This window comes from Peribacillus deserti (assembly GCF_016909175.1).
GTDB classification, from domain to species: Bacteria; Bacillota; Bacilli; order Bacillales; family DSM-1321; genus Paraperibacillus; species Paraperibacillus deserti.
The window spans coordinates 95,155-110,153 of sequence record NZ_JAFBFI010000007.1 but is presented as its reverse complement, the minus strand read 5'-3'; the positions used below and the strand labels follow the sequence as shown (position 1 = coordinate 110,153).

Below are 14,999 nucleotides of genomic sequence, written 5' to 3'. Positions count from 1 at the left end.
GGAGGCCTGAATATGAAAGTGATTATTCATTGGAATTATAAAAACCCCAAAAAAGGAAATGCCGTCTTTCACTCAGATTACGTCGGAGCAGATGATGCCCTAAGGATCACCGACGATCTCGAAAAGTCAGGGAGGGCTTTTGAGTTTGAATTTGAAGACGAATCAGGAACGGTATGGTCAAAAAAGGAATTGAAAAAGCTAATGGAAGAGATTGTAGATGAGCCTCAGGATATCACTGTATATTTTGATGGAGGTTTCTTAAAGGAAGAAGGTTTAGCCGGAGCAGGTGTAGTCATATACTTTACACAGAGCAGAAAAAAGTGGAGAATAAGGGCCAATAAAATACTTGAAGCTCTTGAATCTAATAATGAAGCAGAGTATGCTGCTTTGTACTATTCTCTGCAGGAACTTCAAGAACTTGGAGTCCGTAATATGCCTTGCACTTTTAAAGGGGATTCTCAGGTTGTGCTGAATCAGCTTTCAGGAGAGTGGCCATGCTTTGAAGAGAATTTAAACAGGTGGCTCGACCGGGTGGAGCAAAAAATACGTGAACTTGGGATTCATCCAACATACAGTGTAATAGGCAGAAAAGAAAACCAGGAAGCTGATAAACTGGCTACTCAAGCCCTTGGCCGTACCTTCATATCAAGTAAAATAGAGATAATTTAAAGTATAAGGAGATAATTTATGGATCGGAAACAAATATTTTCTGAGGTAGATGAGATTTTGGAATCTTACTGTGCAGGATGCTTTCTAAAGTCCCATCACAGAAAAGAAAAGGGAAAAGCTTATGCCCATAAATTTTGTATTTCAGAATGTACGGTGGGTGAAAAGCTGAAGGAAGCAGGAAAAAAGCTCCGTACAGCAAAAATATAAAATTTCAGGGTTTTATGGCTTGAAGGTGCTTACTAAAATGGCTTCTGCAATTATATGCAGAAGCCACAGAGTGTAGACAAAATCAATTTCAAACAAACTTTGTCGCGAAAAATGAGGTTTGTCAATTTATTTCTTGCATATATGGTGGCTTTTCTTAAAGTTAAGCACTATATATTGAGGGTTAAATATTATTAAAAAAAATAGCTGTCGACTTTGTCGACAGCCTGTGGCTTCTGCAATTATATGCAGAAGCCATTATTTTTTTCCTAATGTTTGTCTCCGTCAACGTATTTCCCATGAGATGGAACTGCAATCTGATCAAATTGCGCTGCTAAATCCTTTAAGCCTGCTTTCAATTCTTCTCCGAACACAGGCATTCCATGCCCTGTAACAGCTGTTTCAGGTTCTAGCTCCGCAAGGGTTTTTACAGATTGTTTTGCTGCTTTCCAGTCCGTTGTAAGATACCTTGGCGGCCCCGTTATTTCCTTCTTCTGTGTTAGTACTTTATATAGTTCATCCTGACGTACTGTAACAAAGGCATCTCCGGCTATAAGTGTCCGGTCTGCCACTCTAAAAAGCGAGATATGGCCGGGGGAGTGGCCGGGTGTATGGATCCATTTCCAGTCAGGCAGTTCAGGCACATGCCCATTCTCTGGAACCATTTGTACCTTCCCGGATAAATCTATGGCTTGGTTTGGAAACATCTTAGACATTTTTGCTACCATGCCCCCTTCTACAGTCGGATCCGGCTCTGGATAATTCTGTACGCCGGTTAAAAAGGGAAGCTCTAAGGCATGAGCATAAACAGGCACGTCCCACTCGCTTAGCAAATCCCCGAGCCCTCCCACATGATCAAAATGTCCATGGGTGAGTACGATGGCCTTTGGGCAGGTGTTTTCCCCAAACAGATCCCGGGCCGCTTTCATTATTTCATCACCGGACCTTGGCATGCCGGCATCCACCAAAACCCATTCGCTGCTTGAAGGGTTGACTTTAACGAAAAATAAGTTAACAACCTGGTTTGTATAAGAGAACACGTCAGGCACTACGGACTCAATCGTCCCGCTTGAAATGGATGTTACAGGTATAAATCTTTTTAAAGGTTCATCAGTCATAAAAGCTCCTCCTTTTATAGAAAGCATATCTATTCAATTTCCCTATTTTTACGGTAAATATGCAGCGCTGGCCCAATCCGAAAGAAATTATGCCGTTTTTACTTGTTTTTAAAATGAATGTCAAAATTCGAGGTTTATCTACAAAAAAACTGGGTATTTAACAATTAGACACACGCGTGCGTAATAGCACAAAACAAAAAATATTGTCGGGGGTTTTTGGTGAAGATGAAAAAGAAAAAGAAAAAGAAATTATCCATTTTATTATCTGCAATTATGCTGATAAGTTTGATCCTGTCTGGCTGTTCTGGACAAAATTCTTCTGGATCCGCTGCAGACAGCAACGGGAAAGTTACCTTGAAATTCTGGTCTTTCTGGGGTTCTGAAACAAGAAGACCTGTCATTGAGAAAATGATTGATGATTATAATAAATCGCAGGATAAAGTGGTTGTGAAACACACGTTTGTTCCATGGGGAGATATCTGGACAAAAAACCTTGCGGCTGTTGCAGCTGGCAACCCGGCTGACGTCGTCGTTACTGATATTAACGATGTTTCGCATAGAGCGAAGAATAACCAGAGTACCGATTTATCGAAGTATTTTGATGACAATATGAAGGATAGATTTTATCCGCATTTATGGGATACCGTTCTATATGATGGCAAGCCTTATGCTGCGCCGTTTAATACAGATACCCGCCTCCTTTACTACAATAAAAAAGCCTTCAAAGAGGCCGGCCTTGATCCGAACAAGCCGCCTCAAACATGGAAAGAGCTTGAGGAATACGCTAAGAAGCTTGATGTTAAAAAAGGCAGCAGCTATGAAAGAATCGGCTTTTACCCGCTCTGGGGCGGTTATGGGGCTCCGAGCTGGATGAGAAACGCAGATGAAGGCAAAAACTTCTTTGATGGAGATAAGCTATCTATTAATACACCAGCAAAAGCAGAAGCTCTAACCTGGCTCGCTGATTGGAAGAAACGCTACGGCAAGAAGACCATTGAAAAATGGGATGCAGAATTTGCGAACGGCCAGACAAATCCATTTGTAGCCGAAAAAGTAGCTATGTACACAGATACAGGAACATTCTATACCCAAATTCGTGATTCAGGAAAAGAATTAGATTTCGGAGTAGCGCCTATCCCTGCTTATAAAGAAGGAGCCAGAAACTGGAGTGATGGCGGAGGTTTCGTTCTTGAGGTGCCAAAAGGATCTAAACATCCGAAAGAAGCAGCAGAATTCATCAAGTATTTGACTGATGTAAAAGCACAGAAGTACTGGGCAGTCAAAAACTATGACAATGTTGCAAATAAAGAGGCCGCAGAAAGTGTTGCTGAAGGTATGAAGGGGCAGGAGAAGATGGTTTATTCCGAATCCCTGAAAAATCTTAAAGATACACAATTAGCACCGATACCAATTAACTACCCAGATTTCATGAGCAGAATTAACCCGCAGATAGATGCAGTAATGCTGGGTAAATCAGATGCTAAAGCTGCATTGAAAAAAGCTGAAGCTGACGTCAAAAAGATTAAGAGAAAATAAAGAGAAAATAATGGAAAGAAGGGGAAGTCTTAGCGGCTTCTCTTTCTTTTAACAAATTAGGGGGAAAGAAAATGCAACAGCAAGGAGCTAGGGAAAACATACTGCATGGAATTGACAGCGGCACGGAAACTATTTCCGGAAAGCCTGTATCATTAACAAAGACTAAAACCGCTGAAAAGCATATAACCTTGGCCGTCAATAAAACAGCTGGAAAACCTGTATCAAAATTAAATCGATTTAAGTCAAAATCCTTCAGAGAAAACCTCATAGGGTACGGTTTTATATCTCCCTGGCTAATTGGATTCTTCTTATTAACCGCAGGGCCGCTTCTATTTTCCCTCGTTGTAAGCTTCTCGGATTATAATATTACTTCCGAAATGACTTTTACGGGCCTGGACAATTATAAAAAAATGTTTACCGCCGACGACTTATTTTGGACTTCTCTTTGGAACACTGTGTATTTTGTTTTATTTTCAGTTCCAATGACAACCGCGGGAGCTATTTTCATTGCAGTTCTTCTTAATTCAAAGATCAAGGGAATGAAAATTTTCCGTACAATCTATTATTTGCCGGCTGTTTTATCAGGGGTAGCGGTATACTTCCTATGGATGCAGCTGTTAAGCCCGGGAACAGGCCTTGTTAATCTAGTTCTTAGCTGGGTGGGAATTGAAGGGCCGGCATGGCTGTTTGATCCAAATTGGACAAAGCCTGCATTAATTTTCATGAAGCTCTGGAGTGTAGGAGGCGGTATGCTCTTATACCTTGCTAGTTTACAGGGGGTGTCAACCACCTTATATGAAGCAGCTGATTTAGATGGAGCAAACATCTTTCAAAAGTTCTTCCATATCACTCTGCCAATGATTACACCTATTATTTTCTTTGACATTATCACTAGTACGATTGGTGCTTTTCAAATTTTCCAGGAAGCCTATGTAATGTCGAAGGACGGAGACGGTGGCCCGGCCCATTCACTACTATTCTATAATCTTCATATGTGGAACAATGCGTTTGAAGTATTTGACATGGGTTACGCATCAGCCATGGCATGGGTATTATTCATCATTATTATGATTCTTACGATATTTAATCTGAAGTTCGGAAAACGCTGGGTCCATTACGAGGGAGGAGACAACAAGTGAAAGCAGCCGCAGAAACACCTAAATTCTATCAGACTATGAAATTTAGACGACGTATCAAAAATAGCATCATTTTATTTTTCCTGCTTGCAGGAAGTATAGCCTTGCTGACTCCATTATGGTGGATGATTTCCACCTCCCTAAAATCACCGGAAGAAATAGCGCAATTCCCGCCCACGTTTATTCCGGAGAAGTTTCACTTTTCTAATTATGTAGAAGCTTGGACTACCGGCCCTTTCACCAGATGGGCATTAAATTCTGTGTTCCTTGCAGTTGTTGGCACGATTGGAAGTGTTTTTGTCAATTCATTAGTAGCTTATGGCTTTGCGAAAATGAAATTTAAAGGATGTAATTTCTGGTTTATTGTGGTATTATCAACGATGCTGCTGCCAGGATTTGTTACAATGGTCCCGCAGTATATGCTTTTTTCTAAACTGGGCTGGATCAATACCTATCTTCCACTGCTTGTACCATCATTTTTGGGAAGTGCATTTTTCATATTCCTTTTAAGGCAGTTTATGATGACCATTCCAAATGAATTTATTGAAGCAGCGATTATGGATGGTGCCGGCCATTTGAAAATTTGGTGGCATATTATGCTGCCGCTGACAAAACCTGCACTTATTACTGTAGCTATTTTCTCTTTTAATGGTTCATGGAATGACCTCCTAGGACCGCTGCTTTATTTGAATGAAGAAAGTTTATATACCATTCAATTAGGTTTACAGACCTTTAAAGGTTCCGTACAGACACAATGGAATTACCTGATGGCCATGTCAGTTATGATCCTGCTGCCAACGGTGCTAATCTTCTTCTTATTTCAAAAGTTCTTTATTGAAGGATCCAATATTTCTTCAGGTACTAAAGGATAAAAATAAACAAACAGTATTTTCAAAAACGGAGTGAGTTCATCACTCCGTTTTTTTGATTTGATGTTAAAATAGAAACAGAAAATCAGAAACAGGAAGTGCTTCAATGACAAAAGTAATCATAGCTGAAAAACCATCGGTCGCCAAAAATATTGCCGATGCTTTAAAAATAAAGAACCGGAATGACGGATATTATGAAGGTCAGAATTATATTATTACCTGGGCTTTTGGACATTTGCTTCAGCTCTTTGATGCAAAAGACTATGACAGCAGAATGGCACGCTGGAAGATGGAGAATTTCCCGTTTATTCCTGGCAATTTTCAATATAAAGTCAAATCCAGTCCGAAGAATAAAGATTACAAGGATCCAGGAGCGGTAAAACAATTAAACATTATCAGCAGCCTCATTAAAAGAAACGATGTAGATGCAGTCATTTCTGCCTGTGATTTTGACCGGGAAGGCCAAATTATTGGAGATACCATTATTGATTCTATCCACACACATAAGAAGGTATATCGGCTTCTGTTAAATGAATGGACACAGGAAGAAGTTCTAAAAGGGCTGAATAGCATTATATTAAATAAGGAAATGAAGCCTCTGAAAGATGCCGGGATCAGCAGGCAGTGGGCTGACTGGATTATTGGCATTAACTTAACGTCTGTGGCAACCTTAAAATACCAGTCTGGCAGAGGACAGGCTCTGAATGTGGGACGGGTATTAATGCCTACACTAAAAATTATTTATGACAGGGACAAGGAAATCGAGAGTTTCGTTCCAGAAATTTATTATAAGCTGGGTGCAGTTTTTGAAACCCGTGATGGACAGAAATACGAAGGGAATTATTTTGAAGACGGTGAGGATAAATTCAAAAGTGATGAATCTCTTAAAGCTATAGAAAAAATCCTAAAGACAGAAACCGGATTTGTCTCCGATAAAAAGGTAGAAAAAAAGAAAGAATATCCTCCGTATTTATTCAATCTTACAGGGCTCCAAGGCTATATCACGAGTAAATTTAAAGGATGGACCTCTGATAAGGTTCTGCGCACAGCACAGTCTCTCTATGAAAAAAAGTTTATTACCTATCCAAGGACATCCAGCACTGCATTAGAGGAAAGCCTTAAAGGGAGAACAGCTAAAGTATTAGACGTTATGAAAAAAGGGCTGCCATTTGAAGAAGAAATTAAATTTACAGCATCTAAAAGAATATTTGATAATTCAAAAGTCGAAAGCCATAGTGCTATTATTCCTACCTATGTAGTGCCGAAAAAAATCACAGGGGATGAGCAGCTTGTATACACAGCCATCAAGAATCGATTTCTTATGCAGTTTATGCCTATTGCGGAGTTTGAAGAAACAAAATTAACAACTAAAATTCATTCAAACGAAATAAAAGGTGAATTTATTTCTAAAGGGAGAGTCCAGCTGGTAGAAGGGTGGAAAAAGCTGGAGAATACCGAAATGAAAGAAATCATACTTCCGCAGGTTAGTGTTAGTGAGGATGTTGCGATACATGAGTATAAGATTTCTCAGCATAAAACTACCCCTCCTAAACAGCATACGGAACGAACCCTTTTAAGAATAATGGAAACGTGCGGCAGGAAGCTGGATGATAAAAGCGAAGAACGTGTTAATGCAATATTAAGCGGGTACAGCATAGGAACGCCTGCCACAAGGGCGGATACGATTAAGAAGCTTAAGGATATAGGTTATATAGAATACCATAATAAAAATTTAGTCTGTACAGAATTAGGCAGAAGAGTGGTTGAAACACTGCCAGTCACAGAATTATTTGATTTGGATTTTACCGGAAAGATTGAAAAAAAGCTTTATGATATAGAAAAACAAAAATATTCGAGTGAAGAATTCTTAGAATTCATTAAGAGTTTTACCTTTACAGCTGTCAATAAGTTAAAAGCAGAAGAAACGGTAGTCTTGAAAAAAGTTGACTCTGTTAAAAAAGAGACAGAGGTATTAGGGAAGTGCCCTGTCTGCGGCCATGGTATTATAGAAGGACAAAAAGGGTTTGGATGTTCTAATTGGAAAAGCGGCTGCAAGTTTGTGATTTGGAAGAACGATAAGTATTTGGCAGCAATGAAGAAAAAGCCGACTAAAACAATGGTGAAGGCACTATTGAAAAATGGAAAAGCTTCAGTTAAAGGACTAACCAGCAAAAAAGGAAAGAAATTCAACGCCATCTTAAAATACGAGAAAAACCCTGACAATGCTTACTTTACCTGGAAGATGGAGTTTTCGGATTAGAATTTTAGAAGCATAAAAATATCCTCCCCTTGCCAAGCTAAGAAAAAGTGAGGGGAGAAATTATGGAATTCTTTTTTGGGCAAGATCAGCTTTCTATGTTTCAGTGGATAATGCGAGGTGTGATCGGGTATCTTTTTTTGGCTGCTGCAACAAAATTTATGGGGCAGAGATTTATATCCCAGCTTCGATTTATTGACTTTATTACGGCTTTAATAGTTGGAAGTATAATAGCAAAGCCTTTAGGAAGCTCTGCCGAAGGAATGGCAGGGCCTTTTATAACCACTGCTGTTATTTCGGTTCTGTATTATATCAACACGCTTCTTACTTTGAAATTTAATCCATGGCGAAAGCTTTTTGAGCCTAGTACTTTAATATTAATAAAAAATGGCAAAATCAATATAGCTAATTTAAAGAAAGCAAAAATAACGATGGAATACCTGCTTTCGGTGCTGCGAATGCAGCATATTTACTCTATAGAAAACATCGGAATCGCGCTATGGGAGCCAGGCGGTGCCATCACTGCGTTCCTGCACACTGAATATAACCCAGTATCTAAGAAAGATATGAACATTCCAACCGAGCCATTCAGACTTACTAAGATTGTTATTAAAGAAGGTCTTATAAAAGAAGATGCCCTGGAGCTGTTCGGGGTAAGCAGGGAATGGATTGAAGATCAAATGAAGAACAATTACAAGGTGCCTATCAAAGAGGTTATCCTGGCAACTCTGGATGAAGGGAAGACTCTGAAAGTAATTCAAACCACGGCAGACAAAGTGTAAATAGAAATACGCCAGACACTTTTTCTTGTGCCTCCCGAATAGGTATAGTAAACTTTTAATGATATGTGTTTGATTTGGGAGGATAATGTATGCCTACACCGAGCATGGAAGATTACATAGAGATCATTTACAAGCTGATAGAAGAAAAAGGATATGCGCGGGTATCTGATATCGCAGAAATGCTTTCTGTCCATCCTTCCTCTGTAACGAAAATGGTTCAGAAACTGGATCTGGAAGGATATTTAATATATGAAAAATACCGGGGCCTCATATTAACGCCTAAAGGGAAAAAAGTCGGGAAAAGATTAGTGTACAGGCATGACCTTCTTGAACAGCTCTTAAGAATAATAGGGGTAAAAGAGGAAAATATTTATACAGATGTTGAAGGGATCGAACATCATTTAAGCTGGGATTCTATAGACAGAATTGGCGATTTAGTCCAGCTGTTTGAAGAAAATCCTAAAATTATATCTGATCTAAAAGGAATTCAAAACAAAAATGAAGAACTAAACAATTAAGCTGCTTATGCAGCTTTTTTCGTGCTCTTACAATAGAAATCAAAGAAGTATCATTTTCTAGGGGGTTGAATCATGGATTCTGCTGATTGGCTTAAACAATTAGAAACCAGCTGGGATTCCTTCTCTGACAGCTGGAGCAGAAATGCAGAAAGCATGTGGGAAAAGGGGAGCAGAAAGGAAATTATTCCCTTTATTAAGCAGCATATACACGAACCTGGAAAGGTATGTGATCTAGGCTGCGGAGAAGGATATGGCTCCTGGAAATTAAGCCAGGAAGGATTTCATGTAACTGGAGTAGATATTTCAAAAGAAATGATTGATAAAGCAAACCAAAGGGCTGAAAGCTTGAGGAATCTTCACTTTGTTCAGGCGGATATTGGCAGACTTCCTTTTGAAGACGCTGAATTTGATGGTGTAATGGCGATTAACTCCTTTGAATGGACACAATCCCCTCTGGAAGTCCTTAATGAATCTAGCAGAATCTTAAAGCCTGGAGGATATGCGATTATAGGAATCCTGGGCCCTACAGCTGCACCAAGGCAGGCGCACAGCTATAGAAGGCTCTATGGAGAAGCAATTATTATGAATAGTATGCTTCCATGGGAATTTGAAAAGCTCGCATGCGAAAACGGGTGGATAAAGAGAGAAGAGATAGGTGTAGAGAAAAAGGGAGCAAAGTTAGATAAAATGGGATTTTTATCAACCGAACTTAAGCAAGCGCTTTCATTTATGTGGATTTTTCTGCTTGAAAAAAAGTAACGACATTTTTGCTTTGGAATAAAAGTACCTGATGATTATAAAACAAATCACTAGAGACAGTATTCGTTTACTTTCATGAAGTTCTATGGAGAGCGCCAAAACGACACCTAGCTAAAAACAAATTTATTATGAAAAGGACGGCAAAGGGAAAACTATCTCCATAGAGAATGTATAGATTACGATGAAAATTCTCTTTGGTGATAGACTTAATCGCCTCAGTGTGCAGGATGATGTTATTTCCACTTTAAAGAATGTACAATTTAAAGTCCCTCAAAGCATTGAGGGACTTTAAATACTCAGTCATCTTAATCCCATTTATAAGGAGTTTCCTGGTAAACATAATAATTGAGCCAGTTAGAAAATAATAAATTTGCATGGCTTCTCCAGCTTTGTACCGGCTTATTAGCCGGGTTGCCTTGCGGAAAATAGTTATGAGGAACCTGAATAGGTACTCCTTTCTTCAAATCACGTGCGTATTCTATTGCAAGTGTGTCCGCATCGTATTCTGGATGTCCAGTTACGAATATTTTTCTCCCGTCTTTCGATGCTGCCAGGAAAATTCCCGCTTCCTCTGATTGGGACAATACCATCAGATCAGGGTGATTCTTCATTTTTTCTGACTCAATATCTGTATGCCTGGAATGAGGAGCAAAAAATAGGTCATCGAAACCCCGGACCAATTTTTCAGTTTTATGTAATAATGTATGAGAAAATACCCCGAAGCATTTTTGAGACAATGACAGCTTGCCAATTCCGTAGTGAAAGAATAGCCCGGCCTGAGCTCCCCAGCAGATATGCAGACAGGATGTAACATTTGTATGGGACCATTCCATAATCTGTTTTAATTCCTCCCAATAATCTACAGCTTCAAATGGGAGATTTTCCACAGGCGCCCCTGTGATAATTAATCCGTCAAATCTTTTGTCCTGAATATCGCGGAACGTTGTATAAAACTGTTCCAAATGAAATTTGCTTGTATTCTTGGCTTCATGGGTTGCCATGGTCAGGAATGACACATTGACCTGAAGCGGGGTATTTCCCAGTAAGCGCAGGAGCTGAGCCTCCGTTTTTTCTTTTTCAGGCATTAAATTTAAAATCAGTATATTTAGAGGACGGATATCCTGCTGGTTTGCCCTTTCAAGATCCATGACAAATATATTTTCATTTTCGAGTATTTCAGCCGCCGGCATTTGGCGGGGGATTTTAATTGGCATTTACACCCTCCTAAAAAATGAATATTTACATTATAAAAATAATTTTGTATTTACTGCAATATATTTTCAAATTAAGAAGAAAAAATTTAGAATAAACAATGGCCATATATTAAGTAAAAGTTTATTTCAAGGAGGACTTTTTATGGATATACAAACAAAAAAGATGAAAAGCGATATCGACATCGCTAATGAATCATACATAAAACCAATAATGGAAATTGCAGATGAACTGGATATCTTAGATGATGAGATAGAACTCTATGGCAAGTATAAAGCCAAATTGTCGCTTAATATTCTTGAAAGGCTTCAAAAAAAGCCAGACGGAAAATTAATTTTAGTAACAGCTATTAACCCAACGAAAGCTGGTGAAGGGAAAACCACTGTTACAGTAGGTCTTGCCGATGCTTTTACTTCTCTAGGAGAAAAAGCAATGATTGCGATGAGGGAGCCTTCCTTAGGGCCAGTAATGGGCATTAAAGGAGGTGCAGCCGGCGGCGGATATTCACAGGTTCTGCCAATGACTGAAATCAACCTGCATTTTAATGGAGATATTCATGCCATAACAGCCGCAAATAATACTTTAGCAGCTCTAATTGATAACCACCTGCATCAAGGCAATACTCTTGGAATCGATCCGAGAAAGATTGTATGGAAAAGGGTAATGGACATTAATGACCGTGCACTCAGAAATGTGGTAGTGGGACTTGGAGGACCTATGCAGGGAATTCCCCGTGAAGACGGCTTTGATATTTCTGTCGCTTCTGAAATTATGGCAGTTGTCTGCCTGGCAGAAGACCTTCAAGATATGAAAGAGAGACTGGCGAGGATGGTTGTTGCCTGGACCTATAATGACCAGCCGGTAACAGTTCAGGATTTAGGTGTGGAAGGCGCTCTTGCCCTGCTGTTGAAAGATGCAATAAAGCCTAATATTGTCCAGACGATCGCACATACGCCTGCCTTAATACATGGAGGTCCGTTTGCAAACATTGCACATGGCTGCAATAGTGCGATTGCTACACGGACTGCACTTAAGCTGGCAGATTATGTGGTAACAGAAGCGGGCTTTGGAGCAGATCTAGGCGCAGAAAAATTCTTGAATATAAAATCGAGAATTGCAGGATTAAAACCTGATGCTGTAGTAATCGTTGCGACAATAAGGGCACTTAAGATGCATGGCGGAGTCAATAAAAACGAGCTTAGCAATGAAAATATTGGCGCGTTAAAGAAAGGAATCGAAAATCTTAAGAAACACAGAGATACGATTTCATCATTTGGTCTCCCATATGTTGTGGCTTTAAATCGTTTTGTTACAGATACTCAATTAGAGCTGGAAATCTTTAAGGAGTTAATGGAAGAAGAAGACATACCCTTTGCACTCACAGAGGTCTGGGAAAAAGGCGGTTCAGGCGGAACAGACCTGGCCGAATCCATTAAGCTGCTCATCGACGAAAAGGAAAATAAGTATGCTCCTTTATATGAATTAACTCACGGTCTCGAAGACAAGATAACAATCATTGCAAAAAAAGTATATGGTGCAGAAGCAGTTGATTTTACACCTCAAGCCCGGAAAAAATTAGTAAAGTTTATAGAACAAGGCTGGGACCACCTGCCGGTTTGTATGGCTAAAACGCAATACTCACTCAGTGATAATCCAGAAGCTTCAGGCCGTCCGTCCGGTTTCACAATTACTATAAGGGATATGAAGCCTTCTATAGGTGCCGGATTTATTGTTGCCTTAACCGGAGAAATCATGACCATGCCGGGGCTGCCCAAACTTCCTGCAGCACTGAATATGGATGTAACAGAAGACGGAAAGGCGATAGGCTTATTCTAAGGGATTAGTGAGTCCCCTTTAAGAAATAAAATTCCGGCAGCTGTTTAAAAAAAACCAAACAAGAAGCTGACCCTAATGTAAAATAGGTGATAGGATGTTTGACCCAACTGCATTTGAAAACATGAAAGTTGTACTAGAAGGATTAATCTATGACCGGGATTTCGACGGGACTATTCTAGTGACGAACCGATGCGAATCTATAGATTTATCGAGGTTATCTCGATCTTTTCAAATGGAAATGAAAATAAGAGAGAATTCACCGGGACAAAATTCTACGATTAAGTGTCTGATCACGCTTACTGCTTCCCTGGAGAATTTAAGTGCAGAGCTGCTCAAATCTCAAAATGAGGCATTGGCTGGATGCCAGGTAGAAACTTCCTACCATTTATCCGTAAAAAAGGAAGCTGAACCATATATCAGTAGCTTATTCCACACCCTGTCCAACATATGGGGAGAAAACCGAGAAATCGAAATAAGGGAACAGCTTATTTATAACAGCCCATATCAGTTTAAAAGGGAGATAGAAGCACGAGTATTGTTTGGACGACTGGTAACTGAAGATCAGATTCCTGATTTCAGAGGACTGGTGGACCATTCTATTTCTTCAATAAAGCAGCTCAAGGAATTTTATAGCTCTAATACCTGAAATTATTAAAAGGAGTGATACGCTTGAATAACATCTATCGTTTTGAGGCTAAAAGTATTACTGGTGAAAGCATTTCAATGGATTCTTATAACAACCAGGTTCTGCTCATCGTAAATACAGCCAGTAAGTGCGGCTTCACCCCTCAGTACTCTGAACTGGAACATCTCTACCAGACATATAAAGACCAGGGATTTACCGTCCTGGGCTTTCCATGCAATCAATTCATGAGCCAGGAGCCAGGTGACGAACTCGAAATCCAGTCTTTTTGCAAACTTACCTACGGCGTCACCTTTCCTATGTTTTCAAAGGTAGATGTAAAAGGCGAAGACGCACATCCTTTGTTTACCTACCTTGCTGAACAGGCACCGGGTGTCCTTGGTTCCAAGGCAATAAAATGGAATTTCACGAAATTTTTGGTAAATAAAGAAGGGCAAGTGGTAAAAAGATTTGCACCGCAGACAAAACCGGCTGAAATAGAAGAGGATATTAAGAGTTTACTATAGAACCTAGGCAATAGAGAGATAGGGAAAGGAGCAGTTCTATGAAAATAGCTTGGGTTACCGACAGTACAGTAAGTCTTGATGAAGATTTACTGCGTAATGAGGATCTTTATGTTATTCCGCTTCATGTGCTTTTGTCTGGAAAGGAATACCGCGATGGGATTGATCTTGCACCTTCAGAACTTTTTGCCCTTATGAAAACAAAAGGGGCAGTCCCGACGACATCTCAGCCTTCTATAGGAACTTTCGTAAATTTGTATAACGATCTAAAAGAAAGATATGATTGTATCATTTGCTTTCATGTTTCCAGTGCACTTAGCGGGACCTATTCCGCAAGTCTTCAGGCAAGCCAGATGGTTGAAGCCAGAATACATGTAATTGATTCCTTAATACTTACTTATCCTATGGCAGCACTAATAAAGACAGCAATGAAAATGGCTGGTGAAGGAATGGATATCAACGATATTATAGATAGAATTGATTCCATCAAAGAATCGAATCATACCTATGTTTTAATCGGCAGTCTTGAACAGCTGCATAGAAGCGGACGGATGAGCGGTTCTCAATATTATATTGGGAATATGCTTAACATAAAGCCGATTATATCCATAGAAAATGGCAGGCTTATAGTGAAGGAAAAAGTCCGCAGTGAAAAAAGAGCAAAACAAAAAATCCTTTCCTATCTTCAGGCCGACATGGAGAAGCATCTTATTAAAGAGATATATATTTTATATGGATTACATAAAGAAGAGTCTGATTCTTTTAGGGAAGAAGTTAGCCGCATGTACCCAGAGCTCTCTGTTAGTTCCTACCCTCTTGGAACAACAATAGGGGTTCATGCTGGTGAAAAGACAATTGGAATCAGCTGGTTTAATCATATGTACTGAAAAAAACTAGTGAAAGCTAGTTTTTTTTATTGCTTAGGCAGCCGAGTAAGTATTGTTTTAAGCTTGTAGG

Annotated in this window: 15 protein-coding genes; 13 read left to right on the top strand and 2 right to left on the bottom strand. The window is 39.6% G+C overall.

What is annotated here, in order from left to right; all coding sequences use genetic code 11:
- The first annotated feature begins 12 nt into the window (after positions 1–12).
- Positions 13–669, top strand: coding sequence for a ribonuclease H family protein (locus tag JOC77_RS09575; protein WP_204542370.1), 657 nt, complete (start codon positions 13–15; stop codon positions 667–669).
- An 18-nt stretch (positions 670–687) separates the two neighbouring features.
- On the top strand, positions 688–876 hold the full coding sequence (locus tag JOC77_RS09570) for a zinc-finger domain-containing protein (protein WP_204542368.1): 189 nt from the start codon (positions 688–690) through the stop codon (positions 874–876).
- A gap of 266 nt (positions 877–1,142) precedes the next feature.
- On the opposite strand, the gene JOC77_RS09565 is transcribed toward JOC77_RS09570, so the two are convergent.
- Positions 1,143–1,991, bottom strand: coding sequence for an MBL fold metallo-hydrolase (locus tag JOC77_RS09565; RefSeq protein WP_204542365.1), 849 nt, complete (start codon positions 1,989–1,991; stop codon positions 1,143–1,145).
- A 225-nt stretch (positions 1,992–2,216) separates the two neighbouring features.
- Here JOC77_RS09565 and JOC77_RS09560 point away from each other — a divergent pair, with 225 nt between their 5' ends.
- From JOC77_RS09560 to JOC77_RS09530, 7 genes are all read left to right on the top strand, one after another.
- Positions 2,217–3,527 (top strand): ABC transporter substrate-binding protein, encoded by a 1,311-nt coding sequence (locus JOC77_RS09560; protein ID WP_204542626.1) that lies wholly within the window; start codon positions 2,217–2,219, stop codon positions 3,525–3,527.
- A 71-nt stretch (positions 3,528–3,598) separates the two neighbouring features.
- Entirely contained in the window at positions 3,599–4,666 is a 1,068-nt protein-coding gene (locus tag JOC77_RS09555) for a carbohydrate ABC transporter permease (RefSeq protein WP_239558692.1), read from the top strand.
- Positions 4,667–4,701: 35 nt separating this feature from the next.
- Positions 4,702–5,535: a carbohydrate ABC transporter permease gene (locus JOC77_RS09550; protein WP_204542622.1), complete on the top strand. Its 834-nt coding sequence runs from the start codon at positions 4,702–4,704 to the stop codon at positions 5,533–5,535.
- A gap of 103 nt (positions 5,536–5,638) precedes the next feature.
- Positions 5,639–7,792, top strand: coding sequence for a type IA DNA topoisomerase (locus JOC77_RS09545; RefSeq protein ID WP_204542362.1), 2,154 nt, complete (start codon positions 5,639–5,641; stop codon positions 7,790–7,792).
- Between the two features lie 62 nt (positions 7,793–7,854).
- Positions 7,855–8,571: a DUF421 domain-containing protein gene (locus tag JOC77_RS09540; RefSeq protein ID WP_204542359.1), complete on the top strand. Its 717-nt coding sequence runs from the start codon at positions 7,855–7,857 to the stop codon at positions 8,569–8,571.
- Between the two features lie 89 nt (positions 8,572–8,660).
- Positions 8,661–9,089 (top strand): transcriptional regulator MntR, encoded by a 429-nt coding sequence (gene mntR / locus JOC77_RS09535; RefSeq protein ID WP_204542356.1) that lies wholly within the window; start codon positions 8,661–8,663, stop codon positions 9,087–9,089.
- A gap of 72 nt (positions 9,090–9,161) precedes the next feature.
- Entirely contained in the window at positions 9,162–9,848 is a 687-nt protein-coding gene (locus tag JOC77_RS09530) for a class I SAM-dependent methyltransferase (protein WP_204542353.1), read from the top strand.
- A 305-nt stretch (positions 9,849–10,153) separates the two neighbouring features.
- Here JOC77_RS09530 and metA read toward each other — a convergent pair whose 3' ends face one another.
- Complete coding sequence (gene metA, locus JOC77_RS09525; RefSeq protein WP_204542351.1) at positions 10,154–11,062, bottom strand: homoserine O-acetyltransferase MetA; 909 nt, start codon at positions 11,060–11,062, stop codon at positions 10,154–10,156.
- A 142-nt stretch (positions 11,063–11,204) separates the two neighbouring features.
- Between metA and JOC77_RS09520 the strand changes: the two genes are divergently transcribed.
- The 4 genes from JOC77_RS09520 to JOC77_RS09505 all read left to right on the top strand — a co-directional run bounded on the left by JOC77_RS09520 (position 11,205) and on the right by JOC77_RS09505 (position 14,929).
- Positions 11,205–12,896, top strand: a complete 1,692-nt coding sequence (locus JOC77_RS09520) for a formate--tetrahydrofolate ligase (protein WP_204542349.1) — start codon at positions 11,205–11,207, stop codon at positions 12,894–12,896.
- A gap of 94 nt (positions 12,897–12,990) precedes the next feature.
- A complete protein-coding gene (locus JOC77_RS09515; protein ID WP_204542347.1) occupies positions 12,991–13,542 on the top strand; it encodes a hypothetical protein in 552 nt (183 codons plus the stop codon).
- A 23-nt stretch (positions 13,543–13,565) separates the two neighbouring features.
- Complete coding sequence (locus JOC77_RS09510) at positions 13,566–14,045, top strand: glutathione peroxidase (RefSeq protein ID WP_275585064.1); 480 nt, start codon at positions 13,566–13,568, stop codon at positions 14,043–14,045.
- Between the two features lie 38 nt (positions 14,046–14,083).
- Positions 14,084–14,929 (top strand): DegV family protein, encoded by an 846-nt coding sequence (locus tag JOC77_RS09505; protein WP_204542340.1) that lies wholly within the window; start codon positions 14,084–14,086, stop codon positions 14,927–14,929.
- The last annotated feature ends 70 nt before the right edge of the window (positions 14,930–14,999 follow it).